The organism is Waddliaceae bacterium, assembly GCA_018694295.1.
In the GTDB taxonomy this organism is placed as follows: domain Bacteria; phylum Chlamydiota; class Chlamydiia; order Chlamydiales; family JABHNK01; genus JABHNK01.
This window is the reverse complement of sequence record JABHNK010000029.1, coordinates 16197-42733: the sequence shown is the minus strand read 5'-3', so window position 1 is coordinate 42733 and position 26537 is coordinate 16197. Positions and strand designations below refer to the sequence as shown.

The following is a 26537-nucleotide window of genomic DNA, read 5'->3' as shown; positions in this document are numbered from 1 at the left end:
GCTCCAGTAGGTTCTAGGGCTGGAGGTTTTGGTAAGATACGCATTATCGAAAGCGCGGTCATCGACTTCCCACACCCCGACTCCCCGACGATGGCAAGCGTCGTACCTTTTTTTAGATCGAAAGTTATGCCATCGACGACGGCGACGTCCCCTGCAGAAGTTTGCAGTAGCGTCGTGAGATTCTCGACTCTAAGTACCGTAGTATCAACGGCCATATATCTTCCCTTGTATACAAAATTGTTCTCTCGTTAATATAATGGTTTTAATTTTTAAATCATACACATTAGAGAAAATTTTATGCGTACCATATTAAGTCTTTTCAGCAGGTCACCGTTCACCTTCCTTCAGACACATATGAACAAAGTCAACGACTGCGTCAAGGAAGTCCCTAAGATGTTCGAAGCTCTTGTCGACGGCGATTTTGCTACCATCGACGTCCTTGTCAAGAAGACATCGAAGCTCGAGCATCTTGCTGACATCGCCAAGCAAGACATCAGGAACCACCTTCCTAAGAGGATGTTCTTACCTGTAGATCGTGGTGCCGTCCTCGAGGTTCTTACTATGCAAGATAGTATTGCCGACAAAGCCGAGAACATCGGCGTCCTTCTCACCTATCGACAGCTTACCATGCCTTCAGGAGATTTTCTAGAGACCTTCCAGAAGTTCTTGGACAAAAACATCGATTCTTTCGATACGGCACGTCTTATCGTCGAAGAGATCGACGTCCTTCTGCAGTCGTCGTTTGGCGGTGTTGAAGCGGAGAAGGTCAAGCGTCTCGTTGACGAAGTTGCTCTTAAAGAGCACGAAGCCGACGTCCTTCAGAGGACTCTTCTCCAGCTTATCTTTGACATCGGCGATGACATGACACCGCCGATATTCTCTTTGTGGCAGCATCTTTTTGGTGAGATCTCTGGGATCTCGAACATCTCCGAGAAGCTCGCCTATAAAGTTCGTACTATGCTCGACATATCATAATTACAGGGCACAGAAACCAATGGACAACGTAACTCTTCTTTTTATAATTGCTTTATTAAGTGGCTTATATATGTCATGGAGTCTCGGCGCCAATGATGCTGCCAATGCTATCGGCACTGCCGTAGGTTCTGGTGCTTTGACGTTAAAGCGTGCTGTCATCATCGCGGCGTCATTAGAATTTTGTGGCGCATTTTTCTTCGGGTCTAACGTCTCTGAGACTGTACAGAAAGGCATCGTCAAGATGGACCTTTTCGTCGACGATCCTATGCTTCTCGTCTTCGGAATGATCGGTGCTTTGCTCGCTGCTGGGGTATGGCTTCAGCTTGCTTCGTATAAGGGGTGGCCTGTCTCGACGACGCATTCTATCGTAGGAGCTCTTGTTGGCTTCGGCCTCGTCATCGGTGGTGTCAATGGCATACATTGGAACAAGGTAGCATCGATAGTTATTAGCTGGGTGATTTCGCCGCTAATGGGCGGGACTATATCATATATCGCTTTCGTATCGATACGTAAGAAAATCTTCTATTCCCCTCATCCTCTCAATGCTGCCAAGAAGACGATACCGTATATTGTCTTCTGCATGCTTACGATGCTTTCGTCGATACTACTTTTCCGTGGGCTTAAGAATGTCAACCTAGACCTTTCGTTTTTAGAGACGGCGGCTTTAGCCCTTTCTATTGGATTGATAGGAAGCATAGTCATCGGCTTCTTGATACGTAGGATAAAAGCTCCTGACAGCAGCGATCTCCCATACCAAAGCCCTGTAGCTGTTACTGCTCTGAGGAAAGCTTTGAAGCACCTTCAACGTATGCAAATAGCGTCTAAGGGAGATCTTAACTACCAGGTATCTCTTGTCGTCGACGAGGCCAAGGCTCTAAAAGAGCACATTGACTACCACGATAAAAATATCGGAGAGCATGCGCATTTCGCTCCTGTCGAGAAGATCTTCGCATCGTTACAGCTCATAACTGCATGTTTTATGGCGTTCGCCCATGGCGCCAATGACGTCGCCAATGCCATAGGCCCTCTTGCTGCGTGTGTTTCTGTCCTTTCCAACGGCTTCGTCGTCGGCGCTACCGAGATCCCTGCCTGGATCCTCGTCCTCGGTGGCTGCGGAATAATTTTCGGTTTAGGGACGTGGGGCTGGCGTGTCATAGAGACTATAGGGAAGAAGATCACAGAACTTACCCCTTCGCGGGGCTTTGCTGCGGAGATCGGGGCTTCTACGACGATAGTCCTGGCTTCGAGCTTCGGACTTCCTGTATCGACGACACATATCCTCGTCGGTGCGATCTTCGGCGTCGGCATCGCCCGCGGTATGAGCGCCCTAAACATGGGGACCATCCGCGACATCGTTCTCTCATGGTTCATCACCATCCCCGCTGGAGCAGCCTTGACGATAGTTTTCTTCTATATCCTTAAAGCGATATTTGGATAATGCCTCTACGCTGCATAGTTCGGAGTTCGGAGTTAGGAGTAGGAATTTCTACCACAGAGCCACAGAGAACACAGAGAGGAAAAAACATGGCTGGGGGAATCCCCCAGACCCCCTTTTTCATTGAACATTGGACATTGAACATTGAGCATTGATCACCGAAAAAGCTCCGAATTCCGAACTCATTCTTAACAATGCTCAATGATAATTGTTCAATGAACAATGAATAAACCCGGACACGGCAGTGCCCCCTCTCGCCGTTGTCGCAAGAACTGAATTGTGTTGTAACGTTTGCTATAATAAAAACAAAGAAAAAAGTGCAATTCTCGACAACGGCGACAGCTGTGCGCCCACTGCGCGCGCTCTGCGCAGTGGGCGCTCTCTGTGTGCTCTGTGGCTCTGTGGTGAAAAAATTGGGGCTTGTTATTTTTTATTGCAGGGGCGACAGGTCGCCCTGAGGAACTCTGTGGTGAAAAAATTATTTTCGCATTTTTGGGTCGAGAGCGTCGCGGAAGGCGTCACCGACAAGGGCGATGGCGATAAGAAGCGTGGTGAGCATCAATGCCGGCGGCCACAGTAGGTAGCTTTCGCCGGGGAAGGCAGAACGCCCTTCGTCCATGAGGACACCCCATGAGCACGACCCTTCTTCTCCAAGGCCGATAAACGAAAGTCCTGCTTCGCTTGTTATCGCAGCCATTATCGAGAAAGGTATTATCGTGAGTATTGGTGGTATTGCATTGGGGAGGATATGCGAAAAGACGATACGCCTGTCGCCGAAGCCCATGGCGTGACATGCATCGACATAAGGCAGGCTTCGCTGCTTTAAGAATTCCCCTCTGATGAACCTGCTGTATCCTGTCCATCCGAATATTCCTAACACCGATATCACAAGGAATATCGATTTGCTCTGTACAATAGCGACGACCATTAGCAGCATGAAGAACGTCGGCATCGCCTCCCAGATCTCCAGCATCCTGTTGACGAGAATGTCCGTCTTGCCGCCGTAGTATCCTGCCATAGAGCCTATTGGTATCCCTATCGAAAGCTGTGCAGCGACGGCGAGGAGTCCTACTACTAGCGATATCCTTATTCCGAAGATAAGTCCTGCGACGAGATCTTTACGGTTGATACGTGTAAGGTCCCACCATTTCACTATGGAATTTATCGCTTGCTCACCGCCGGCGTCGTCTTCCCAGTGGAAGTTCTTTAGCAATGGCATTGTTAAGTGCAAAATTTTTGCATTCTCGCATTCTAGCCATTTCCTACGATCTTTGATGAAAGATATCTTCGCTATAGTGCTCTCGTATTCTCCGACGATGATACGTATTTTCTCTAGGCGTTTGCGTTTACGTTCTGTAGGCTTCTTCTGATATTCTTCGGCGAGGAACGGCATCTGCATAAAAGCTTTAACGTATACGCCTTCTTTTCCTTGCAGTTTTGCTTCTAGGCGTTTTATCTGATTCTCGTCATTTTCTTTCGCCACCTGCCATAGCGTCTGAATAACAAATCCGTCGGAGTTATTGCCATCGTAATATTTTTGAAGGCGATGATGTTGTTCTTTCCGAAGACGGTAGCGTATCAACATATTAATCTTGGCATATTCGTTCATATGCTGGAGGTTGAAGTCCCAGTCTTCATATATAGGAAAGGGCTCGAGGAGAGGGTCTCTGTCAGAGACGATAAGTTGTTCTTGGATGATATGCTGTCTTGCTGCGCTGAGAGCCGCGTCTTTGGCGGGGTCTTTTGGTGTAGCGAAGCTAAGATATAGAAAAAGCGCTATCACTGCTGATAATATCGTTACCATAGCGGCTTTACGTCCTCGCCGTAAGGATAGCATCGTCACCACCATCACTGGTGTTGCGAACATCATTATGTTGAAGAAAATGTCTAGGCGTTTTGTGAAGAACCCTCGATAGAAAAGATGTCGAAACAAGGGGAAATATATTTCACCATCATATACAAGGAAGATTGGTTTGCTCGACGCAAGAATAGGGGCGTATATACCACATATAACGAAAATCGCTATAATAACAAGGGCGGCGCAGCCGATTTTATTCTTCTTAAACTGCTGCCATACTATCTTCCAATATGAATATGCGTGAGTTTTTTTCATCGTCAGCCTTGTTTTGCATCGTCGCACATCATACGTACAACATCGTCGACATCCGATGTCGCTTTCCATCCTAATATTTCTTCAGCTTTTTTGGGGTTTGCTTTTCCCATATGGATATCTAGTGGTCTTAAGCTGCTTTCATCAACATCAACATGTTCTTTCCAGTCGAGGTTAAAGTATGCGAAGGCTTTTTCTACAAACTCCGTCAACGATATTGTTTTCCCTGTGGCGACGACGAAGTCTTGAGGTTTTTGTTGTTGTAGTATGAGCCATATTGCTTCTGCATATTCCGGCGCCCATCCCCAGTCTCTATAGATATCGATATTTCCGAGTTTAAGTTTTTCTTTCGATCCTGCAGCGATACGTGCTGCTGCTTTTACTATTTTCTGTGTTACAAAGCGCTCATAGCGTAGTGGTGACTCGTGGTTAAAGAGTATCCCTGTACATGCGAATAATCCATATGCTTCGCGATATACTGATATGAGGTTATATGCCGACGCTTTTGCTAGGGCGTATGGACTTCGTGGTTTGAATGGTGTGTTTTCATCGGCGGGGGTGTCGCCTATATCGCCGAAACATTCGCTAGACCCGGCATTATAGAACTTTATGTCGCGCTCTTCGAAACGTATAGCTTCTAGGATATTCAGCGTCCCTGTTACTATGCTGTCTATCGTCTCTACGGGCTGTTCGAACGAAAGCCCTACTGAGCTTTGTCCTGCCAAGTTATATATCTCATCGGGGCGATATTTTTTCAAGACAGAGGCTACGCTACGGAAATCGCTTATCGCCATAGACACTTTCTCGATATCATCATATACACCAACTTTTTTTAGGCCTGCAAATGTCGACGTCGTAGCATCGCGTGACGTCCCGATGACATCGTATCCTTTTGATAGGAGCAGCTTGGAGAGATATGCGCCGTCTTGTCCGCTGACGCCACAAACTAGTGCTTTTTTCATTGTTTACTCCACATTGTGGTGTTCGTCGACGGTATATACTGATTTATTCTGCGACTCGTAATATGTCCTCATGAGGATCTCCGAAAGTATCCCTATAAATATCGCCATGAAGCCCATAAGACCAAAAGCTACCGTCACTATAGGCAATGGTGTTCTGCTGAAAGACACTCCAAGTCCAAATTTATAGAAAAGCATCCCTACAAACGAGATGAAAGAAAGCCCAAAGCTCACCAGCCCGCCACCCCCGAAGACGTATATTGGTTTCTGCGAATATTTCGCTAAGAAGTTCACGACGATAAGGTCGAGGATAACTTTGAAGGTTCTTTCTATGCCATATTCCGAGACGCCATGGATACGAGGTCTGTGGTTGACGACGACCTCTGCGACCTTAGCGCCTTCCAATGTGGCGTATATTGGTATGAATCTGTGCATCTCGCCATATAATTTTACGCCTTTGATGACATCACGTCGGTATGCTTTAAGCGAGCATCCTGTATCATGAAGTTTCACTCCAGATATCTTCGATACCAGCCAGTTTGCTATCCTGCTCGGCAATATACGCATGATACCGTTATCTTTACGATTTTTTCTCCATCCTGAGACGACGTCATATCCTTCGTCGAGCTTAGCGAGAAGTTTTGGTATGTCAGCGGGGTCGTTTTGTAGATCGCCGTCCATAGGGATAAGGACGTCACCGGTGGCGTAGTCAATTCCCGCCATCATCGCTGCCGTCTGCCCGTAGTTGCGGCGGAAGTGTATAACTTTGATGTGCTTGTCCTTTTCGGCGAGCTCATCGAGAAGCGCTTTGCTGTTGTCGGAAGAGCCGTCGTTGACAAGGATAACTTCGTAGTCATGCTCGAGGTTTTCAAGGACGTCATGCAATGATTTATACAACAAGGGAATGTTGTCTTCTTCGTTGTATATTGGTACGAATATCGATAATTTCATGGTAAGCCCCAGGTTTTTAGTAAGAATATCTTGCTAGAATACCAATAGTTCTTCTGCGATGCAAGCTCTAACATTGACATTTGTGACGTTTTAAGCCACAATCTTAGAGATCTTAAATATGAGAGGGGCATAATTATGGCTATTTTAATCGTCGGTGGTGCTGGATATATCGGCTCGTACGTCAACCTTATGATGAACAAGAAAGGTTTTGAAACTATCGTCCTTGACAACCTTAGTACTGGCAACAAAGACGCCGTCAATGTTGGTACTCTTATCGTCGGAGATCTCGGCGACACTGCTACGCTGAAGAAGGTTTTCGAAGACAATGACATCGACGCCGTCATGCATTTCGCGGCGCATACCGCTGTTGGGGAGTCTGTCAAAGACCCAGGGAAATACTACCACAACAATGTCGTCAATACCTTGGCTCTTCTTGACACTATGGTCGACTATGGTGTGAAACGTTTCTTATTCTCGTCATCTGCAGCGATATTCGGTTCTCCAGAAAAAGATCTCATCGACGAAGAACACCGCGTCCTTCCTATCAATCCTTATGGCAGAACAAAGCTTATGATAGAAAAGATCCTCGGTGACTATGACATCGCCTATGGTATGAAATCGTGTTGTTTACGATATTTCAACGCTGCTGGCGGCGACCCTTCTGGCGAGCATAAAAACTATAATATTAATAGCACTAACATTATTCCCGTCATACTCAATGCCATCGAAAAGGAGTCTCCTGTCACGATCTTCGGCACCGACTACGACACTATCGACGGAACGTGTGTCCGCGACTACATACACATCCACGACCTTGCCTCTGCACACATTTCCGCCCTTGAGAAGCTTCTCGTCGATGATGCCACATCATCACAGTACAACCTCGGCAATGGCGACGGCTATAGTGTCAGCGACGTCATCGATACTGCCAAGAAAGTCACTGGAGTAAACTTCACCGTCATCGAAGGCGAGCGCCGTGCTGGAGATCCTGACGTCCTTGTTGCTTCTGCCAAGAAGGCGCAGAAAGAGCTGGGCTGGAAGCCCGAATTCCCTGACCTTGAGTCTATAATCCTCCACCAATGGAAGGCGACGCTATGAAACGTATATTAGTAACAGGAGCCGCAGGTTTTATAGGCTTCCACTGTGCACGACACCATAAAAACCGTGGCGATTTCGTTGTCGGATACGACAATTTCAACGACTACTACGACCCGACTTTAAAGCGTGACAGGGCAAAGGTTTTGGAAGATGAAGGCATCACTGTCATCGAAGGCGATATCTGCGACGGCAAGTCTGTAGCCTCTGTCATTGATGACAACGCCATCACCCACGTCTTACACCTCGCCGCGCAGGCAGGGGTACGTTATTCTTTAGAAAACCCTCAAGCGTATATAACGTCGAACATCGAAGGTTTCGTCACTATGATGGAGGTTCTGCGAGAAAGAAGCTCTATACCTTTCATCTATGCATCATCGTCGTCGATATATGGCCTCAATGAAAAGGTTCCGTTTTCTGTCGATGATGTCACCGAAACCCCGGTAAGCCTCTATGGCGCGACAAAAAAATCTAACGAATTGATGGCCCACGCATATCATCATCTTTTTGGGATTCCTGTAACGGGGCTGCGTTTTTTTACGGTATATGGTCCGTGGGGACGTCCCGATATGGCATGTTTTCTTTTCGTAAAGAAGATCTTGGAAGGGACACCTATCGACGTATATAACAACGGGAAACTAAGTCGAGACTTCACATATGTCGACGACATCGTTAATGGTGTCGCCGCTGCTATAGACCTCGGCGCAGGATGTGAGGTTTTCAACCTCGGAAATAATAAGCCTGAAAAGCTCGAAGATTTTATCGCTATAATAGAAAAAAGCCTAGATATCCCTGCGAAGAAAAATTATATGCCTATGCAGGATGGTGACGTACTCCGAACGTACGCCGATATTGAGCATAGCACTGAACTTTTGGGCTTCGAGCCCAAGATTTCACTAGAAGATGGCGTTGCGAAGTTTGTTGACTGGTATAAAGGATATTATGGTTGACAATAAGATTATTTACTGTTAAAATCCTTTCTATTATGTTTTTATTACCTTTATAGTAAGAGAGTTAAACTATGCAGCCACGACAATATCCATCAGGACCACAAGGTCAGCAACCTCAGCGTCCTCCTGCCGGCGGTCTTACTGAAGTCCGTGACAGCATGTCTCGTCATGCTGATGCTCCTCCCCTTAAGGTTGAAAATCATGAAGACACAGAATCTTCCGATCCCAAGCCTCTTCACGTGTTATGGAATAGTACTGTTACGCCTTTCACCAAAGATTTCTTTTCTCGCCACAACAAAATCATCAATGCTCCTCGACGTTTTTTACGTATTTTCTACCGTCTTTTTTTCTTACGCCTTCAAGATCCCAAGCTTATTGCTAAGCGTCCTGTACGTAAAGCAGCTCCCAAGAAGAAAAAAGCTGTGCGTAAATAAAGAAGCGTTCTTTACTAAATATCTTTTCTTTCGTAGTATGTTATTATGTTATCTAGTATGGAAGTGTTGCAATGAAAAGGTATTTTTCGCTATCTCTCTCGTTTGTTCTTATCGCTCTTGTTATTACGCTGTCGAGTTTCTCGTGGCCGTGGAGTGATGTTAAAGGCAAGAGCAAAAAATCTTCTGCTGATGCTGTAGAAGTCGTACGTCCTCAGGACACCGAAGAATTCAAGGTCGCCCTTGTTCTTCCTTCTAGGAGGGATGACGATTCGTGGAGTCAGTCGATATATGCGCCATTGCGTCGCATACGATATAGCGGCAAGAGTTCTTCTATCGACAAATTTTCTGTTGTTGAGAAGGTATTAAACCTTGAGACTGCGAAGAGGGTCATCGCAAAATATGCCGAAAAGGGCTACGACCTTGTCATCGCTCATAGTGATATATACAAAGAAGCTATTCTCAGCATCTCTACCGATTTCCCTGACACACGCTTTGCGGTACCATATTTCGATGATGGCGACGACTTTCTTTCCTTCGACAACATTTTCTTCTACTCTGTAGCTTCTGAAGAGGCGGGATATGTCAATGGCATCATCGCGGGCCTTTCTTTTGACTTTGCTTCTTTGGGTCTTATCACCACCGAAGACGATATTTCTCTTTATAACGACAGGTATTCTCGAGGCTTATACAATGGCCTTCTCTCTGCATCTCCAGGCAGCAGCTTTACTGCCAACTATATACAGTCGCCGTGGTATCCTGACTATTCTGCAGAGCCTGCCAGCATGCTGCTCCTCAGCGGCGCGCAGGTACTTTCTGGGATATCTCCGCAGGCGTTAGGGGCTCTTTATGTTGCAGAGTCCAATGACATTTTCTGGCTTGGCGCTGAAATCGACAATAGCGCAATCTCTCCAAACAACGTCATTGCTTCGCAGGTATATTCCTGGGATGCTATTCTCAACGATATGATATCTCTTACGAGGGAAGGTGCTTTTGGTGAGAAGCGTTATATCCTAAACTACAGAAACGGTGGCATCAAAACTGTTTTCAACGAGATGGTCGGACCTTCCGAAGAGACGGAAAGGACAACGGAAAATATCATCAAAGGCATCATCGACGGTTATATTGATCCGCTGGAATAATGCAGCAAACGCAGCTATGCTGCGTAGTTCGGAGTTCAGGGTTCGGAGTTCGGAGTTCGGAGACAGGAATAGGATTTTTCACAACATAAAAGGCGTTTATTTATGAGTGAAGAAAATGAATGGACCGTATATATTATCGAAACTGTTTTGGGTCGGCTATATACAGGAATAACTACAGACATAAGTAGACGTTTCCAGGAACACTTTGGTTCTAAAGGAGCAAAATTTTTCCGTTCTGACGCTCCTAAAAAGGTTGTTTTTCAGGAAAAGCATAAAAACCGGTCTCAGGCCACCAAACGAGAACTTGAGATTAAAAAAATGAGTAAACAAGAAAAAAACAGGCTTATTTGCCACCGTACATTTAGTGGCAATGATGTCTTTAAAGAAGGAAAAACTGAAAATGATTCCATTTGATTTTGTGCCCTTAAAACGTGCAATTGAACACGGTTCAGTAGACGATTCAATCATAGATCCGGCCTGTGAAGCAATCAAAGTACACTTTAATTCTTGCACAGTCTCAGATGAAAGAATATCGTTCATCTCCGCGCTTTACTTTGAAGTGCTTTCTGATATGCGAATAACCAACTTCCATGACAGTCGCGTAACATACATCAATTTAGAAAAAGAACTAGAGGTTTCTGAAGACCTAAATTTACCTATTAAACAAGGTTATTTGCCGACACTAGAAGACGGTGCCAACAAAGCCCGAAAGGCTTTTCTATCTACCGCTGCAGCTTTGTTTTACGAATATGCACAAGAAGAAATTCCAATCAGAAGTATAAGCACTCTAGCCAACTTGATTTTTAGCAAAATGCGTTCAGCAGAAAAATCAACTAAAGCAACCACAATAGCAATACTTTATTTTGACAGAATTTTTAATGATTCTATTGTGAATATTCATGTGCCTGAAGAACCAGGCTTCACAGAATCTCTTGATGGCTCTATTAATTATGACGAAGATGGTCGTAGTTGGGCTGAAATGTCGGAAACGGAATATGACAATGATTTGAAGAGTGTATTAGCTGAACTTGCGGAATAAGCACTATTATGAAGGAATTTCGAAATAAGATTTCCTACCACGGAGGCACGGAGGACACGGAGAGAAGCTTCAAAGAGAAAAAAATATTGTCAGGGGACACCCCCGAACCCCCATTTTTGGTCTATGAACTTTTTTAAAAAACCCTCGGGGTTCTAGGGGTGAAACCCATAGCCAATTCCCCATCTTCTTTTCCTCCTACTCCGTGAACTCCGTGGCTCCGTGGTATTATATTCCGGATTTTTATATTATCTTTATGCCTATCACTTACCTTGCGCAACACCCACAATATAAAGAGTTTTATCTTTTTCTCTCTCTAACAAGAATTTTCGCGTAACATCAGTTAAATAGATTATAGCTGTGTTTTTTCATCACCCTCGTTTTTTTATAGCGGATAGTTATAACGTTTAACGGATAAGTAAAATCTATACGCTATACGCTATTCCTATGCGCTACAAAAAAGGGTACGGAGCTCCGCCATTACGCTATGCTGAAGGCTTCGGGGAAGTATTCTATTATGTCTGAGGCTGTCATGCAGTATGATGTAAGGTCTTGTGCTGCGCATTCTCCTGCGTAGGAGTGGAGGTATACTGCTAGTCGTGCGGCGTCGTATGGTTTTAGTTTTTGTGCTAGCAGTGCTGCTACAAGGCCTGTGAGGGCGTCGCCGCTGCCGGCAGTGGCCATTCCCGGGTCTCCGAAGGTATTGACGACGGGCGTTGTTTCGGGGTGGAATATGAATGTCGGTCCACCTTTTAGTATTACTGTGATGTTTTTGTCGTCGCTATATTTCTGGCATTGTTCTAGGAAGTCTTCGTCGATGGTTTTGGTATTTTCTTTTCCGAGGAGCCTACACATCTCACCGACGTGTGGGGTCAGTATTGCGCCTTTTGGTATTTGTATAGTGTTATCTTCTGCGATGATATTAAGGGCATCGGCATCGAAGACGCACGGCTTTTTTATTTCGCGGATAATTTCTTTTAAGAACTCTTTCGTTGCGGGCTGTTTTCCTATTCCTGGCCCTACGAACACTGCAGAGGCTTTGTTAAGGGCTTCTGCGACAGTGTTTATGTCATTGTTTGTGTAGCTTTGTGTTATCAGCTCGTATGGTGCTTCTGCCATCTCGGCTTCCATGCCTTTTGGGTGGAAGACGCGCGTTATCCCTGCACCTCCGCGTAGTGAAGCTTCTCCGGCGAGCATCGCGGCCCCTGCCATCCCTGGCGACCCTGCTATCCCTACGACATACCCTGCCTGGTATTTGTTTCGTGATGGTATAATTTCTGGCATAAGGGGCTTCATATCATCTTCGACAAGCATCGATAGTGTGCTGTCGGCTTCTTCGATATATTTTTGTTCTAGGCCGAAGTCAACGTGTTGTAGTTTTCCGACGCAGTCCCATCCGTTGCTGATGAAAAACCCTGTTTTGGGAAGTCCTAGGGATATCGTCTTGGTGGCGCGTATTGCAGTATCGCCGGCTTCTCCTGTCGTGCCATTTAATCCTGAAGGCATATCGATGGCGATGACGGGAAGTTTTGAGTTGTTGATCTTTGTTATTACTGCATCGAGGAAGCCTTCGACGTTGCCGTGGAAGCCCGTTCCGAGGATGCCGTCGATAATGACGGTTTCATCGTCGAAGGTAATATCGCTGACATCTTCGACGAAGGTAACATGACCTTTTTCTTTGATAAAACCGTGATAATTTTCTTTCAGTAGCGGCGAGCATTCTTCTATGGGGAAAAGCTGTAAGACTTTCACGGCATATTTTTTGCGTTTAAAAATTATCGCTGCGACATATGCATCGCCAGCGTTGTTGCCCTTACCACATACTATCGTAACGTTTTTCTTAAGATGTCCGTCGAAGACATACTGCTGCACTTCTTGTGCTACGCCAGTCCCTGCATTTTTCATGAACGTTTTTTCTTTGGCGCCATCATCATACGCCATTTTTTCTATGCGTCCCATCTCTTGTGCTGTGATAATTTTCATTATTTTTCCCTCGATATTATACTTCTTTCCTCGATATACCCTCCGGCGACGTCGCTTTCTCGGCATGCGTCGATAAGGCGTTGTGTCGGGTAGTGGAACTCCTGCGAAAGTTCTGTCGGCACCGTTGTTTCTCTGCCGAAGAGCTCTTTAAATGCTGCAGAGTCATAATGCTGTAATGCTTCATGAACAGTTTTTATGCTGTCATCGCCGTCTTTATTCTTAAGCGGCGCGAAGCATTTATCGCGTGGATAAAGTACGACGTTAACATTTTCTGCGTACTGAAGGATGTCGAAGATAAACGCTTCGAATTTCCATGCCATGGTATCGCCGTCGATTTTTTTAACATTCTTATATGCAAGGTGTAGAGGCATAGGGGTTTTATGTGTCGCTACCTTCTCGACAAAGTCCATGTTAAGACAATATATTCCTATGTGCCCCAACCCATAAAGGAGCTCGCCGGAGGTATTTGTCGCTGTTTTTTCGTCTTCGGAAAGCTCGGTATATTCTACGACGACGGTATCGTCGCCGTTACGTGCCATGACGCCGAGTTTTTCTTGAGGCTCTTTTTTTTCTATGCATTGTACTGTGACGTCACCGCCTTTATTGATATGATATTCTACAAGACGCGGGTCGTAAGGCATAGCAAGCGGGTTATCAACAAGGACGATGTTAAGATATCGTATCCCGTTGTCGTACCACTGTCGCCATAGTCCAGAGTCATAGAAATTCTTGAGCGTGGTGCCGTTACCATCAGGGCCTTCGGCGATGACATCTTTTTCTTCGAAGAAAACATTACCTTCGTCGTCGAGGTATGGCAGCGTCCCCTGTTTGAAGAAGGAAACGTCGTCACTATTAAGCCCGAAAAAATTATGTTCCTCAAAGAACGATACCGTAGCGTCGTGGTTTTTCGAAGAAGTCATTATCGCCAGAGGAAGGTTTCTATCGCCTTGTTTCCCTGCGGCGACAACCTTCTCGGCGAACATCTGAAAAAGGCTTTTGTTTTCTATCACAGACGTTGGGAATGCCCCTTTAGGTCCTTGTACCCCAAGGCGTGTCCCCTCTCCACCGGCGATGATGACGCATCCAACAGTGCCGGCGGCTACAGCGTCGCTATTACGTATCGACATATCGACAACGTCACACTTTCCATAGGGCGTAACCTTTGGTGTCTCTGGCTTGTCTTCAAGAAGGAGCTTTTTCTGTTCATCAAGACGAGATAGGCGGTCTTCGTTGTGTAAGACTTTCTTCGTCTCGCGATATACATCTTCGACGCTTATACTTCTCATACATCGGAAGTCCGTAGGGCACTCCCTTTTGTAGCACGGCGAACACGACACGCGGTTGTGGATAACAGTACCCCACTGATATGGGCCTGTGGTGGTATCGTTTGTAGAGCCGAAGATTGCTACTAGCGGCGTCTTAAGTGCCGCGGCGATATGCATAGGGCCGCTGTCATTGGTGATGAAGACGTTACATGCCGCGACGAGGGATATAAACGATCGTAATGATGTCTTCCCCGCCATAGAATACACTCTTTCTGTGAAATTCGAACATATCCCCTCGATAAGCGATGTCCCGCTAGCATCGCCGAAATATAGTACGTGAACGTTAATGTCTTCGAGGAGGCGCTGTGTTAGGCCGGCAAAACGCTCGGGAAGCCAACACTTCGCCGTACCAAAAGCTGCGCTTGCGTTGATACCGATGATGGTAGCATCGGTAGGGACACCAAGATCTTCTAGGGTTATATTTGCATGGCGACGCTCTTCATCGCTGACATAGCATTGCGTGGTGCTTTTAGAAATCTTTGTTCCTAAGGGCGTTAGGATGTTTTTGTATGTATCGACAAGGTGCTGGCATTCTCTTTCTTTGGGGAAAGGTATCGCCGTAGTAAGCAGGAACCCCCTAAGATTTCCGGTATACCCTATCCTCTGCTTCACCTTACCACGCAAAAACCACCATGCTGACGAGAAGGAGTTCGTCGTAAGGACACCTAGGTCATAATTTCCATCGCGGATTTTCTCTATTATCGCCGTTTTCTCGCTATTTGTCTTGGGGCGTTGATATGCGAAGATCTCATCGATGAAGGGGTTACCTTCGAGTATTGCAGCGCCATTGCTCTGGCACATAGCGACGATATTGGCCTCGGGGAACCTCTCTCGCAGATCCTCTAGCACCGGCGTTGCCATGATGATGTCGCCAAGCCAGTTCGGCATGCGAACGACGATATTCTTTATGTTGCTATAACCCATGATTGTGACCTATCTTTCCTTTAGCGCCATAGAGTTAGGTGAGATGGCTCATTTTTTCATTGAACAATGATCATTAAACAATGATCAATGAATATGCCCTTACTATTTCTTATTATTTTTATTTGCCCATTTGCTATTATTTAGCTTCACCATACTTTTTATAGCGGATAGGTAGTTTCTATCCGCTAAACGCCATAACTATCCGCTATATAAACCCTATGGCAAAGGATAAGTCGCAATCATGGGTAATAATTATCTTTCACTTTTTAAACCTCATCGACTATAAGAGTACTATTGATTTTATATACAAGTCAAGTATTGGCATGGAGTCTACCATTGAATTCAACATTATCAAAGAATAAAGATTATAAAAAGATCCTACAAGATCTTCTTATTGAAGAGCACGATGACAACGATGGCATAGCGTCTGTCGACCTCGGAGACCCCGAGCTCGAAGAGAAGTTTTCTGTCCTCAAAGAAAAGCTTCGCGATCTTCATCGTCGTGATCCCCATAACAACCTCACCACTGACAAGGCTAAGCTTAAGAAACTGCTTACCTCTCTCCGTGACCGACACTTCGAAGAGAAGGCGCGTAGCACTTCCGTCCGTCGTGAAGCTCCTAGGGTATCGCATGATGATGCTATCATCTCTGCTCTTAAAGACAAAATCCATAGCCTAGAAATCTTCGCGAAAGAAAGTTCCACAGAGAACGACGAGCTCACAGCGTTATGTCAGAAAGCTCACGCCACAATACGTAAGCTTAAAGCCGGGCGTATCGACGACGCCAAGAAAGACACGGCAATACATATCCTCGAGAAAGACCTCGAAAAGGCTCGCATCTCCCTAGCGATAAAAGAAACAGACCTGCAGGAGAAAAAAGATAAGTTCCAGGCCTTACAGCATGCTTCTAAATCCCTAGTAGAGAAATACTCTTCTCTAGAGAAAAAACATTCTACGCTACAAGAAGAACACAACAATTTCTACGGAGTAGTAGAAAAAACACAGGCATTGCTAAAAAAAAGTAAGACCTCCGAACGGAAAAATTCCGACGTCATACTCCACCTCGAAGAAAAAAATTCCTCCCTAAAAGAGCAGCTTTCTGCCTTCGAAGAGAACCTCCATGCCGCCAAGCATATCATCAAAAAGCTACGACATGAAGACGAAGTCATCAAAGAGAAGCTCACCAATACCTCCATCGAAAACGAAGCGCTACGAGGAAAAACTTCTCGTCTCAACGAAATCCTCGCCGAAGAGGCTTCCGATGAAGGGAAACTCGCCACCTCACAAAAAGCCCTAGAAAGCGCACGCCGTAAGATCTCTTCCCTAGAAACGTCTTTAACGAAGCTCGCCGCAAAGAAAGAAGAACACCAGAAGAAGACGTCTTTACTCTTCGACGCCTCGCGCTACGACAAGGATTTCACCATAGGAGTCGACGACCTTGAGAAGCGCTATAGAGAGTCAGAGATGCGTCGCCATGAGCTCGAAGTCCTCCTCGGCGAAGAACAAAAAGCACGCCTTGCCCTCGAAGAAGAGAAGCTTTTCGTCCTAAACGAAGCGTCTTCAGCACAAGACGACTACGAAGGCCTCCAAGGCTCGCTTTCTGGTCTAAAAGACCGGTCCGCTACCCTAGAAGAGGCTCTGACGACGACGAAAGAAAAGCTCTTCAGCGCAGAAAAGCATATCGCCTCCCTAGAGAAAAACATCGAGACTGTCACCACAGAGAAAAACCTCATCGCCCAGACTTTCGGCGACGCAAAACCTACGATGACAACAGAGAGCTTCTCTGTCGAAGACAAAAATAAGGCCGAAGAAAGCCTTCTCGAGAAAAGCCTTCGCCTCGAAGAGCTTTCCTGCGACCTTAATACCATAAAAGCAGCGCTATCGCGCGGGCAGGAGAAAGCCTTCGACATCGAGAAGCGCTACGACGCCATCGTCGAAGAGAAAGCCTCCCTAGAAGAACGCTATTATGAGCTACGCACCGAAAATAAAACCCTCACGGCAACAATAGCAACGCTAGAAGATCGTATAAAAGAGTCTTCCGGCGACAACGACAGCTCTAGGCAGCATACGGAACAGCTGGAGCAAGCTCTAAAAGCCGCCGACAATGCCGTCGCAGAGAACAAACATCAGCTGTCGAACCTCCACGACCGATACGACGCGATTTCAAACGAAAACGAGCGTCTCAACGCAAAAGTCTCCGCAGCAGCAGAAGAACGAAGGTCCCTAGAAAAAGATATCGAAGACCTCCACGAAACAGTCGGACAGCTAGACATAATAAAACAAGAGCTGCGCGACAAAGAAAGAGAGATGTCAGTACAAAAAGACTCTCACAATGCCGTAGTGACAAGGTTCTCGGAAGAGATCACCATATATCAAAAAGCCCTAGAAAATAGCAGCGTCATCGCAGAAGAAAAATCCTCCCTCGAAGGAAAACACACCGAGCTCTCAGAGAAATTCCTTGCAGCGACGATGAGCCTACAAGAAGCCCTCGACGAGAAAACATCATTAGAAGGAAAAATCCACGAAACAGAAAACGTCGTGAAAACTAAAGACGAAGAGCTACAGAAGAAAGCCACTGACATCGAAGAGATTCTCGATGACCAAGAAAAGCTAGAAAACACCATCGGCGTCCTACAGAAGAAAGTCTACGACAAAGACCTGTATATCAAGCAAGCGCAACACCACATGGCCAAGAAAGTCAAAGAGAATACCATGCTCCAAGACTACGTTGAGAAGCAGAAAGTTTATTCTATGCAGCTTCAAAACCGCGCCACAGAATATACCACGACGCTAACACAGCAGCAAGACAAGATAAAAATCCTTACCGCCAATGAAGAAAGAATGCATGCCTTCGTAAAAGAAAGCGTCAAAACTGCCGAAGAAAAAGTCAAACATCACGAAGAACAATACTCCTCCCTCAACGAGAAATACGAGCGCAACACACGACGGATGAAAGAACTAGAACAGGTACAAGGCGAATACCAGCAGCTTAAAGGCGTTTTCTCCAACATAAAAAATGCCCTGGGAGTCCCTCAGCAGCAGCTACAGCAGCAACAGCAGCCGCAACAACAAAACTTCCAGAATGCCTTCGACGGCGGCATCGCCACCGACACCATAGAGACATCGCCGCCACGAGTGCAGCAGGAAATCTTCGGCGAAGATACACAGCAAGATGGAAAACATAAAGAAAACCTGTTTTAAAACCCGTGATTGCGACCTATCCTTTACCATAGAATTTTTGCAGTGGTACAGATACGAAGATGAAAGACGAGCGAATGTTAAAACATTCGCGAGGATAGAAGCAAAGTAGATGCGCTGCTGCAAAAAGAGATATGGTGAAGCAAGATAAAGGCAAACGAGCAAATAAAAATAATAAGAAGTAGCGATGGCTTAAGATATTTATCTTTACGTAGTTAAAATTTCTTGTCAGGGCTTTAAAAACAGATCTATTTCCTATAGCATCCATAGTGTCAGGCAATCTGGCTCATTTTACTCCTCGCGAATAGTTACAACTATCCGCTTGTCGTGCACTGAGCCATCTTACCTAACTCTATGGCGCTAAAGAAAAGATAGATCGCAACCACGGGTTTAACCGTGATTATCATCGGAATAGATCCAGGAACAGTAGTAACAGGATATGGCATCATCGATGCCACAAACCCTCGCTCGCATAACGTCATCGACTACGGATGTATACGCCCACCAAGAAAAGATAAACTTTCACAACGATACCGAATAATCTTCGACGCAATATGCGTCCTCCTAGATAAACACAACCCCACCGCCCTCGTCGTCGAAACGCAATACGTCGGTAAAAACCCGCAAAGCGCAATAAAACTCGGGATGGCACGAGGCATGGCAATACTAGCAGCGACACTGCGAGGCATCCCCGTATTCGAATATACACCCTCTAAAGTAAAACTCGCCGCAGTAGGACAAGGCAACGCAAAAAAACATCAAGTGCAAAACATGATTAAAGTCCTTCTAAAACTAGCAAAAGAACCGCCAGAAGATGCCGCCGACGCCCTGGCACTGGCAATATGCCATAGCAACGCCGCACATAATAACTGGCATGAAAAATATGAAATGTAAAACTTCAGAGGCTAAATAAATGATAGATTTCGTAAAAGGTGAGCTCTTCGAGCTATACCCCACACACGCAATAATAGACGTCAACGGTATAGGATATAAAATATTCATAAGCGCCAGCGACTACGGAAAAATGCCCGCAACAGAAGCTGATATTACCCTGCATACCTCCTTCATAATACGCGAGAACTTCCAAGCACTATACGGCTTCCTGACGACACAAGAGCGCGATATCTTTAACCTCCTCCTAACAGTATCAGGGATAGGACCAAAGATGGCTCTCGCCCTAATAAGCAGCCTCGACGCCGAAGCACTACACACCGCAATAAATACCAACGACACTGCCCTCATAGCAAAAACCCCAGGCATAGGGAAAAAGACCGCAGAACGCCTCGTAATAGACATCCGTGACAAATTCTCCTCCATCAACAACATCTGCACACGCTTCTCCACAACAAAAGCCACCCCACAATCAAAAGATATCGAAGACGCCATAAGCGCCCTCACAAACCTCGGCTATAACAAAAAATCCGTAGAAAAAGCCATAAACAAAACCCTCTCAGGAACCACCAACGACACCCTCCCACTACTAGAACTCATCACAACCTCACTAAAACACATCTAACTAATGGCGGTGCTCCGCGCCCCGCCACCCGCGGCAAGGGGTCCAGACCCCTTGCATCCCCACGACAAAGCAAAGAGCAAAGGCAGAAACTGCCTTCACTCTTTGCTTTGTCTCTGCCGTCATCACCATCGCTACGCGATGATGATGATAAATAGGTCAGCAACATACTGTTCTAGCATAATGATCTGGTAAGGCATGGATCTACCGCTATCTAGATAAAATCAGAAATCGGTGAACTAAGAAAATCCTGCACGGGTATTCCATTATTTCCTACAAGAAGAACGCAGTCGGGACGAAACGCACTTACAAATTTATCCATGCCCGATTCTTTCATTTTTTTTGTCCCCGACTTCACCTCAATTGCTGTAATCCTATCCCCTTTCTTCAAAACAAAATCCACCTCTTTATCGCCTTCTCGCCAATAGAATACCTCTATCTGTGTTCCCCTGATGGAGTTCAAAATATGAGCACCAATAGATGACTCAACAAGCCTACCCCAATATTCATGATCTGAGCGAGCCTCATCGAATGTTTTAGCCGATTGTGCTGACATCAACGCTGTATTGAACACCGAAAATTTCGGACTCGATCCACGCCGTCTAACATTTTGTTGTGCATATTTCTGTAAGCCTTCCAACAAGCCGGCACCCGACAATAAATCAAGATAATGTGCTAATGTCGTCGAATTCCCTGCATCTTGTAGTTGTCCTATCATCTTATTATACGATAAAATCTGCCCAGAATAATTACAGCCAAGCTGAAATAGTCTTCTTAATAATGCTGGCTTATTCACCTGCTTCATAAGCAAGATATCACGAGAAATCGTCGTTTCAATTAACGAATCATTGATATAATGACTCCATCGCGACTGATCTTTGACATCTACAAGAGGTGCCGCACCAGGATATCCTCCAAAATAAATATACTGCTCCAACGACCAACCGAAATGTTTCTGCATCTCTGCATAAGACCAATGAGTAACAGGAATAACCTCAAAACGCCCCGCCAGGCTCTCTGTAAGTCCTTTTTGCACTAACCATGGCGATGAACCAAGAATGATAACATGTAAATTAACCCCATTACGACTATCTTGATCCCACAAAGACTTTATCATGTCAGACCAATGAGGAATTTTCTGCACTTCGTCAATGATTAATACAGCCCCTTTTTCTTTTTTCACCTTTGTTCTCGCAACTTCCCACTGCTGTTCTAGCCAAACTAAATCTTGTAAAGTCACAAGATCAGCAGAAATATAATGAATCGGCCTACGTAAAGTTTTTGAAACCTGCAAGGCTAAAGTGGTTTTCCCCACCTGCCTAGGGCCCAAAAGCACCTGAATAAATCGACGAGGCTCTCTCACCCTATTAATAAGATGCTTGTATATAGATCTTTTCTTCATGGCGCCCTCCAAAAAGCACTCTTTTCAATATATTTATAATATTAACACAGCGCCTCGGAGAAGTCAACCATTTTACTCAATGTATTGAGTAAAATTACTCAATGTATTGAGTAAAATATTTATTTGCCTCTACTAATGCGTAGAAAAACCTCATCGCCATCGTTTCGATGGTGATGACGGCAAAGGCAAAGCAAAGGCGCTATGGCGTTTCGCCATCGCTCCTTTGCTTTGCCGCGGGGATACAAGGGGTCTAGACCCCTTGTCGCGGATTGTCAAGGGCGCGGAGCCCTTGACACTTGACAGATGGGGCATGTTGTGGTGTTGTGGTTGCGGGCGGTGCAGTATTGGCGTGCGTAGTAGATGATTTGCAAGTGGATCTTTGACCAGCTTTTTTTGGGGAAGATGGCTTTTAGGTCTTTTTCTGTTTGGGCGATGCTTTTCCCTGAGGTTAATTCCCATCTTTTTGCGCAGCGATGTATGTGTGTGTCTACGGGGAATGCGTCGTGACCGAATGCTTGTGCCATCACTACTGAGGCGGTCTTATGTCCTACGCCTGGGAGGGCTTCTAGGTCTTTGAAGTTGTCGGGTACGATGCCGTTGTGTTTTTCTATAAGGATCTTTGATAGGGCGTGTATTGCGCGGGCTTTTGTTGGTGCTAGTCCGCATGTGTGTATTATTTTCTGTATTGTGGCGATGCCGAGGCGTGCCATGTCTTGTGGGTTATTGGCGAGGGCGAATAGTTCTGGTGTTATGCTGTTTACACGTTTGTCTGTGCACTGTGCTGAGAGGAGTACGGCTATCAGTAGTGTGTATGGGGTGGTATGGTGCAGTGGTATTTCTGGATGTGGATATAGTTCGTCGAGGATTTGCGTGATCTTTCGTGCTTTTGAGTTCATTTGGTTATTTCCCTACGCAGAACTTCGAGAATATTGTTGTGAGGATATCTTCGGTGATGTTTGTGCCGATTATCGACCCTAGTGCGTTAAGGCATTCTCGCATATCGCTAGCGAGAAATTCTGGAGACACGTCGGTAGTTAGACCTTCGCGAACGCGTGATGCTGCCTCTAGAGCATGTGCTAGGGCTTCTTTATGTCTGGTACTTGTCACGAGGACTTCTTCTTTCGATGGAGGGCCTTTATCCCATACGATTTTGTCGATAGCATTTTTAAGATCGTCGAAGCCTTTGTTTTGCAGTGCCGAGACTTCTACTGTAGCGGCGATGTTGATGCTTTCGAGGGCTTCGTGGGGCATATCTTTTTTATTCCAGACGCATATCGTTCTATTGTGCGGGAGTTCTGCTAGCATCTTCGCTTCGAAGGCTTCTATCCCTTTTGTCACATCTAGGACGAAGAGTATAAGGTCAGCTTCTTGTATTGCTTCATGGGTTTTACGTATCCCTTCGCGTTCTATTAGTTCTGCGTCATCACGTATCCCTGCGGTATCGAGAAGTCGGAAGTGCAGGTCGTTAAGTTTTATGTTGTCTTCTAAGACGTCGCGCGTCGTTCCTGGGATATGCGTCACTATAGCGCGGTCTTTTCCTAGGAGCACGTTCATTATCGAAGATTTACCGACGTTAGGAGCTCCTACTAGACACATCGTTATGCCGTCGTGGGCGACTTTACCGTCATGGAAGGTGTCTAGGAGTCTTTTTATTGAGTCTTCGGCGTCGCTGAGCTTCTCGCAAAGCTCTTCTCGTGGGGCGAATTCTAGGTCTTCTTCAGGGAAGTCCACCCATGCTTCTAGTATCGCTGCGATATCGGTGAGGTCATGTTGGAAGCCTTGTATTTTTTTCGAGAGAGCTCCTTGCAGCTGACTTCCTGCGGCGTTTAGTGCGTAGGAGCTTTGTGCGGCGATGAGCTCTTGCACCGCTTCTGCTTGTGCGAGGTCGAGCTTTCCGCTCATGAATGCTCTAAAGGTAAACTCTCCGGGCTGTGCCATCCGCGCGCCGCCGGTGATGAAGGTCTCGAGGACTGCGCGTGCTATCAGGCTGCCGCCGTGGCAGTGGACTTCTACGGTATCTTCGCCGGTGTATGATTTTTCTCCGAGCATAACGAGAAGAAGGGCATCGTCGATGACTTCGCCGTCGGCGCCAAGGACTTTGCCATAGTGTGCTGTGTGGGTGGTGTAGCTTTTTACTTTCCCAGAAAAAAACCTGTCTGCAAGGTCGAGGGCGTTAGGCCCTGATATCCTTATGATAGCGACGCCGCCAGATCCTGGTGGTGTAGCGATGGCGGCGATAGTATCGCCTTCTTTAGGTGTTTGATGAACAAAGTCCATTATGGTATAGTTGTTTTTTATAAAAATATTCTTTGATGATATATGATAACCCCTTAAATTTCAAGAGTCTTATGAAAGAAGTAAATTATCTCGACAGGAAGAGCGGCGCAAAGAAAACAGAAAAAGTCCTGGGGGCTATGTGGATAACGATACCTTATGGTAGCGGCCTCCTCAATAAGATCTTCGGCGCTATTGCCCTCTTCATCTCGAAGACGCCGATATTCTCTGCACTATATGGATGGCTGCAGCGAAGGCATCGCACTACGAAGAAGATACGCCCTTTTGTTGAGGGCTTCGACATCGATGTTAAGGAGTTCGCCGATGATATTGACAGTTTTGTGTCTTTCGACGACTTTTTCAGCAGGAAGCTAACAAAAGAAGCGCGCCCTATTACCGTCGGCGATGACGTCGCTATGCTCCCTGCCGATGCGCGGTATACCGTATACCAGCATCTTGATGTCGCCGAAGAATTCTTCGTCAAAGGCCATTCTCTCGACCTTTCTAAGCTTCTAAAAAACGAAGAGCTTGCCAAAGACTATGCTGCCGGAAGTATGGTTATCGCAAGGCTGTGTCCTGCTGATTATCATAGGTTTCATTTCCCTTGCGACTGCATCCCCGGCCCTTCGCACCTCATCAACGGGTGGTTGTATTCTGTTAACCCAGTGGCCTTTAAGAAGAACGCCGATATCTTCATGGAAAATAAGCGTACTGTTTGCGCTTTGAATACCGAAACTTTTGATACTGTACTTTACCTCGAGGTCGGCGCCACTAATGTCGGATCGATAACACAGACATACGAATGTAACGTGTCTGCAAAAAAAGGCGACGAGAAAGGGTTCTTCTCCTTCGGCGCCTCTACTATAATACTTCTCTTCAAACCCGATACTATTGTCTTCGATGAAGACCTTGTCAAATCCTCGGAGCAGGGACTCGAAGTTCGTGGTCTTATGGGACAAAGGCTAGGAAAGCATAAATAAGCATAAAATATTCACTTTAACCTGGCGAATAAATGGTGAAAGATGGTATTTATTATTTAAATGCGGATAATACCAATTTAAGGTGCTATTACGTTGGTTTATTTTATAGTAGTTTTCTTCGCCATTGTTTCGGGGCTTTTTTCGCTCCGCTTTTGGCTGCTTTACCGTCATAGAGCAAGCCATGCGATCAGTGATGCCCTAGAAAACGCAGAACGTCTTGTTGCTCTACGCGACTGGGACGCTGCCGACGCCGTTCTTTCCCCTCTTGTCGCCGTAGAAAAAGGAGGGTTTAAAACCTCTCTTTTTTATTCGCAAGTTCTTCGTGGCACAAAACAGTGGGAAAAAGCCCTTTCTTTCCTCGATAAAGCTCTTATTAATCACCCTTCACATCCTTCACTTCTCCAAGAGCGCGCCCGTGTTCTTATGGAGTCTGGAAACTATGACGAAGCCTTAAAAGCTCTAAATTCCCGTGCTCCTCTTCTTCGTAATGAAGATGATTTCTTTGACCTCGCTTCGGCGCTTTTCCATAACGACAAGCCCTTCGAGGCGTGGGACGTCCTCAAGAACATCACTGAAACATCCCGAAACGGCAGGCTTCTTGCCCTTGCCGGCGACTGTCATTTTTCGTGGCGGGGTTACGACAAAGCTCTCGTCTTATATCTTCGCTCTCAAGAGTGTGGCTGGAGCAATCATCATGTTTTATATCGCATAGGTTTCTGTCACAAGAGCCTTAGGCATTGGGACGATGCCGAGCGCTGTTTTTCTGAGATAGTACGTCTCGACGACTCCGCCACCGATGCTGTTTTAGGCCTTGGTGAATGTTTCGAGGCGAAAGGCTTCTTTAACAAAGCTCTAATCTTATATCGCAGTGTCGAGGCGTGGAACCTCGGCGACGCAAATATCCTCCACCAGGCGGGGATATGTTCTGTCATGACGCAACAATACGACCATGGGAGGCTGTATCTACAGGCGGCCTTGAAGAAGGGCGTGCGCTCTCCACAGCTTCTTGCTTTCCTGGGGTATTGCCTTGAGCAGCATCGTCTATGGGAAGACGCCGAGGGAGTATATCTCAAGCTCGCCGACGCTTTCCCCCGCCATGTTTCCGGATATCTTTCTCTGGCGTGGCTTTATGGTGTAGGGTTAAGCTCCTCGCTTTCCGATGACGACGGCCTTGCTATGGCACACCAAGCTGTGATGTTAAACTCCAGTCCCCTATCTTGGGAGATCCTTAGTGCCTGTGAAGCTCGTGCAGGAAATTTCACCAAAGCCCACCATATACAAGAGTGTCTATCTTCTTATGCCCAAGACAAAGACACACGCCGCCGTCGCCAGCAAGCTATGCGCATCCTACGTAAGAAGCTCCCTCTCACCGAAGACCATATCAGCAAGGTTCTTGTCGCATAATAAGTTCAGAGTTCGGAGTTCGGAGCATTAAATACTTATAACTGACCTTACGCGATAGCCATTATTAAGAAGGAATTTCGGAATAGGATTTTTCACCACAGAGTCACAGAGAACACAGAGAGGAAAAAGAACATGGCTGGGGGATTCTCCCCCAGACCCCCTTTTTCATTGAACATTGAATAAACCCGGGCACGGCAGTGCCCCCTCTCGCCGTTGTCGTAAGAGTAAGATTATATCTTTACGTTTGCTATAGGAAAAACAAAGAAAGGAAGCACAATCAACGACAATGGCGACAGCTGTGCGTCCGCTGCGCGCGCTCTGCGCGGTGGGCGCTCTCTGTGTGCTCTGTGGTGAAAAAATCGGTAGCGCGTAACATCAATTATAAATTGATAAATGAATATGCGCTTCGTTGTGGTGAAAAATTCTGGATATCACGTAAAATCAGTTAAT

At 46.0% G+C, this 26537-nt stretch carries 22 protein-coding genes; 13 read left to right on the top strand and 9 right to left on the bottom strand.

Annotation, left to right across the window (positions count from 1 at the left end; all coding sequences use genetic code 11):
- A partial coding sequence (locus HN980_03495; protein ID MBT6928543.1) for an ATP-binding cassette domain-containing protein occupies positions 1–215 on the bottom strand: 215 nt, incomplete at its 3' end.
- 82 nt (positions 216–297) lie between these two features.
- Here HN980_03495 and HN980_03490 point away from each other — a divergent pair.
- Positions 298–975: a TIGR00153 family protein gene (locus tag HN980_03490; protein MBT6928542.1), complete on the top strand. Its 678-nt coding sequence runs from the start codon at positions 298–300 to the stop codon at positions 973–975.
- A 19-nt stretch (positions 976–994) separates the two neighbouring features.
- Positions 995–2413, top strand: a complete 1419-nt coding sequence (locus HN980_03485) for an inorganic phosphate transporter (GenBank protein MBT6928541.1) — start codon at positions 995–997, stop codon at positions 2411–2413.
- Positions 2414–2888: 475 nt separating this feature from the next.
- On the opposite strand, the gene HN980_03480 is transcribed toward HN980_03485, so the two are convergent.
- The 3 genes from HN980_03480 to HN980_03470 are packed head-to-tail and all read right to left on the bottom strand — an operon-like array spanning position 2889 to position 6430.
- Complete coding sequence (locus HN980_03480) at positions 2889–4523, bottom strand: ABC transporter permease (protein ID MBT6928540.1); 1635 nt, start codon at positions 4521–4523, stop codon at positions 2889–2891.
- A 2-nt stretch (positions 4524–4525) separates the two neighbouring features.
- Positions 4526–5482: a GDP-mannose 4,6-dehydratase gene (locus HN980_03475; GenBank protein MBT6928539.1), complete on the bottom strand. Its 957-nt coding sequence runs from the start codon at positions 5480–5482 to the stop codon at positions 4526–4528.
- Positions 5483–5485: 3 nt separating this feature from the next.
- Positions 5486–6430, bottom strand: a complete 945-nt coding sequence (locus tag HN980_03470) for a glycosyltransferase family 2 protein (GenBank protein MBT6928538.1) — start codon at positions 6428–6430, stop codon at positions 5486–5488.
- A 135-nt stretch (positions 6431–6565) separates the two neighbouring features.
- Between HN980_03470 and galE the strand changes: the two genes are divergently transcribed.
- From galE to HN980_03440, 6 genes are all read left to right on the top strand, one after another.
- Positions 6566–7528, top strand: a complete 963-nt coding sequence (galE, locus tag HN980_03465) for a UDP-glucose 4-epimerase GalE (GenBank protein MBT6928537.1) — start codon at positions 6566–6568, stop codon at positions 7526–7528.
- Positions 7510–8475: an NAD-dependent epimerase/dehydratase family protein gene (locus tag HN980_03460; GenBank protein MBT6928536.1), complete on the top strand. Its 966-nt coding sequence runs from the start codon at positions 7510–7512 to the stop codon at positions 8473–8475. The genes galE and HN980_03460 overlap by 19 nt, the downstream gene beginning before the upstream one ends.
- Positions 8476–8546: 71 nt before the next feature.
- Positions 8547–8909, top strand: coding sequence for a hypothetical protein (locus HN980_03455; protein ID MBT6928535.1), 363 nt, complete (start codon positions 8547–8549; stop codon positions 8907–8909).
- A 71-nt stretch (positions 8910–8980) separates the two neighbouring features.
- Positions 8981–10048 carry a BMP family ABC transporter substrate-binding protein gene (locus tag HN980_03450; GenBank protein MBT6928534.1) on the top strand — a complete coding sequence of 356 codons (1068 nt, stop codon included), beginning with the start codon at positions 8981–8983 and terminating at the stop codon, positions 10046–10048.
- Positions 10049–10150: 102 nt separating this feature from the next.
- Positions 10151–10462 carry a GIY-YIG nuclease family protein gene (locus HN980_03445; GenBank protein MBT6928533.1) on the top strand — a complete coding sequence of 104 codons (312 nt, stop codon included), beginning with the start codon at positions 10151–10153 and terminating at the stop codon, positions 10460–10462.
- Entirely contained in the window at positions 10449–11087 is a 639-nt protein-coding gene (locus tag HN980_03440) for a hypothetical protein (protein ID MBT6928532.1), read from the top strand. Before HN980_03445 ends, HN980_03440 begins: the two co-directional genes overlap by 14 nt.
- A gap of 477 nt (positions 11088–11564) precedes the next feature.
- Here HN980_03440 and HN980_03435 read toward each other — a convergent pair whose 3' ends face one another.
- Together HN980_03435 and waaF are read right to left on the bottom strand one after the other, a co-directional pair.
- A complete protein-coding gene (locus HN980_03435; GenBank protein ID MBT6928531.1) occupies positions 11565–13067 on the bottom strand; it encodes an NAD(P)H-hydrate dehydratase in 1503 nt (500 codons plus the stop codon).
- On the bottom strand, positions 13067–15316 hold the full coding sequence (gene waaF / locus HN980_03430; protein ID MBT6928530.1) for a lipopolysaccharide heptosyltransferase II: 2250 nt from the start codon (positions 15314–15316) through the stop codon (positions 13067–13069). Before waaF ends, HN980_03435 begins: the two co-directional genes overlap by 1 nt.
- A gap of 336 nt (positions 15317–15652) precedes the next feature.
- On the opposite strand from waaF, the gene HN980_03425 reads away from it, so the two are divergent.
- The 3 genes from HN980_03425 to ruvA all read left to right on the top strand — a co-directional run bounded on the left by HN980_03425 (position 15653) and on the right by ruvA (position 20030).
- Entirely contained in the window at positions 15653–18517 is a 2865-nt protein-coding gene (locus tag HN980_03425; protein MBT6928529.1) for a hypothetical protein, read from the top strand.
- Positions 18518–18910: 393 nt separating this feature from the next.
- Positions 18911–19408, top strand: coding sequence for a crossover junction endodeoxyribonuclease RuvC (gene ruvC, locus HN980_03420; protein MBT6928528.1), 498 nt, complete (start codon positions 18911–18913; stop codon positions 19406–19408).
- Between the two features lie 19 nt (positions 19409–19427).
- The gene (gene ruvA / locus HN980_03415; protein MBT6928527.1) at positions 19428–20030 is read left to right on the top strand and encodes a Holliday junction branch migration protein RuvA; all 603 of its coding nucleotides are present in this window, start codon (positions 19428–19430) and stop codon (positions 20028–20030) included.
- Positions 20031–20241: 211 nt separating this feature from the next.
- Here ruvA and HN980_03410 read toward each other — a convergent pair whose 3' ends face one another.
- The 3 genes from HN980_03410 to mnmE form a co-directional block, all read right to left on the bottom strand.
- Positions 20242–21429 (bottom strand): ATP-binding protein, encoded by a 1188-nt coding sequence (locus HN980_03410; protein ID MBT6928526.1) that lies wholly within the window; start codon positions 21427–21429, stop codon positions 20242–20244.
- Positions 21430–21701: 272 nt separating this feature from the next.
- Positions 21702–22325, bottom strand: coding sequence for an endonuclease III (gene nth / locus HN980_03405; GenBank protein ID MBT6928525.1), 624 nt, complete (start codon positions 22323–22325; stop codon positions 21702–21704).
- Positions 22326–22329: 4 nt separating this feature from the next.
- Complete coding sequence (gene mnmE / locus HN980_03400) at positions 22330–23706, bottom strand: tRNA uridine-5-carboxymethylaminomethyl(34) synthesis GTPase MnmE (protein ID MBT6928524.1); 1377 nt, start codon at positions 23704–23706, stop codon at positions 22330–22332.
- A 71-nt stretch (positions 23707–23777) separates the two neighbouring features.
- Between mnmE and psd the strand changes: the two genes are divergently transcribed.
- Positions 23778–24683: a phosphatidylserine decarboxylase gene (gene psd / locus HN980_03395; GenBank protein ID MBT6928523.1), complete on the top strand. Its 906-nt coding sequence runs from the start codon at positions 23778–23780 to the stop codon at positions 24681–24683.
- A gap of 93 nt (positions 24684–24776) precedes the next feature.
- Positions 24777–26087 (top strand): tetratricopeptide repeat protein, encoded by a 1311-nt coding sequence (locus HN980_03390; GenBank protein MBT6928522.1) that lies wholly within the window; start codon positions 24777–24779, stop codon positions 26085–26087.
- The last annotated feature ends 450 nt before the right edge of the window (positions 26088–26537 follow it).

Excerpts from the sequence above, each read along its gene's own strand:
- HN980_03490 (MBT6928542.1), top strand. The coding sequence starts at position 298 with ATGCGTACCATATTAAGTCTTTTCAGCAGGTCACCGTTCACCTTCCTT.
- HN980_03445 (MBT6928533.1), top strand. The coding sequence starts at position 10,151 with ATGAGTGAAGAAAATGAATGGACCGTATATATTATCGAAACTGTTTTG.
- HN980_03450 (MBT6928534.1), top strand. The coding sequence starts at position 8,981 with ATGAAAAGGTATTTTTCGCTATCTCTCTCGTTTGTTCTTATCGCTCTT.
- waaF (MBT6928530.1), bottom strand. The coding sequence starts at position 15,316 with ATGGGTTATAGCAACATAAAGAATATCGTCGTTCGCATGCCGAACTGG.
- HN980_03410 (MBT6928526.1), bottom strand. The coding sequence starts at position 21,429 with ATGAAGAAAAGATCTATATACAAGCATCTTATTAATAGGGTGAGAGAG.
- HN980_03460 (MBT6928536.1), top strand. The coding sequence starts at position 7,510 with ATGGAAGGCGACGCTATGAAACGTATATTAGTAACAGGAGCCGCAGGT.
- HN980_03470 (MBT6928538.1), bottom strand. The coding sequence starts at position 6,430 with ATGAAATTATCGATATTCGTACCAATATACAACGAAGAAGACAACATT.
- HN980_03435 (MBT6928531.1), bottom strand. The coding sequence starts at position 13,067 with ATGAAAATTATCACAGCACAAGAGATGGGACGCATAGAAAAAATGGCG.
- ruvA (MBT6928527.1), top strand. The coding sequence starts at position 19,428 with ATGATAGATTTCGTAAAAGGTGAGCTCTTCGAGCTATACCCCACACAC.
- HN980_03480 (MBT6928540.1), bottom strand. The coding sequence starts at position 4,523 with ATGAAAAAAACTCACGCATATTCATATTGGAAGATAGTATGGCAGCAG.
- HN980_03440 (MBT6928532.1), top strand. The coding sequence starts at position 10,449 with ATGATTCCATTTGATTTTGTGCCCTTAAAACGTGCAATTGAACACGGT.
- HN980_03485 (MBT6928541.1), top strand. The coding sequence starts at position 995 with ATGGACAACGTAACTCTTCTTTTTATAATTGCTTTATTAAGTGGCTTA.
- mnmE (MBT6928524.1), bottom strand. The coding sequence starts at position 23,706 with ATGGACTTTGTTCATCAAACACCTAAAGAAGGCGATACTATCGCCGCC.
- HN980_03475 (MBT6928539.1), bottom strand. The coding sequence starts at position 5,482 with ATGAAAAAAGCACTAGTTTGTGGCGTCAGCGGACAAGACGGCGCATAT.
- galE (MBT6928537.1), top strand. The coding sequence starts at position 6,566 with ATGGCTATTTTAATCGTCGGTGGTGCTGGATATATCGGCTCGTACGTC.
- HN980_03455 (MBT6928535.1), top strand. The coding sequence starts at position 8,547 with ATGCAGCCACGACAATATCCATCAGGACCACAAGGTCAGCAACCTCAG.
- psd (MBT6928523.1), top strand. The coding sequence starts at position 23,778 with ATGAAAGAAGTAAATTATCTCGACAGGAAGAGCGGCGCAAAGAAAACA.
- nth (MBT6928525.1), bottom strand. The coding sequence starts at position 22,325 with ATGAACTCAAAAGCACGAAAGATCACGCAAATCCTCGACGAACTATAT.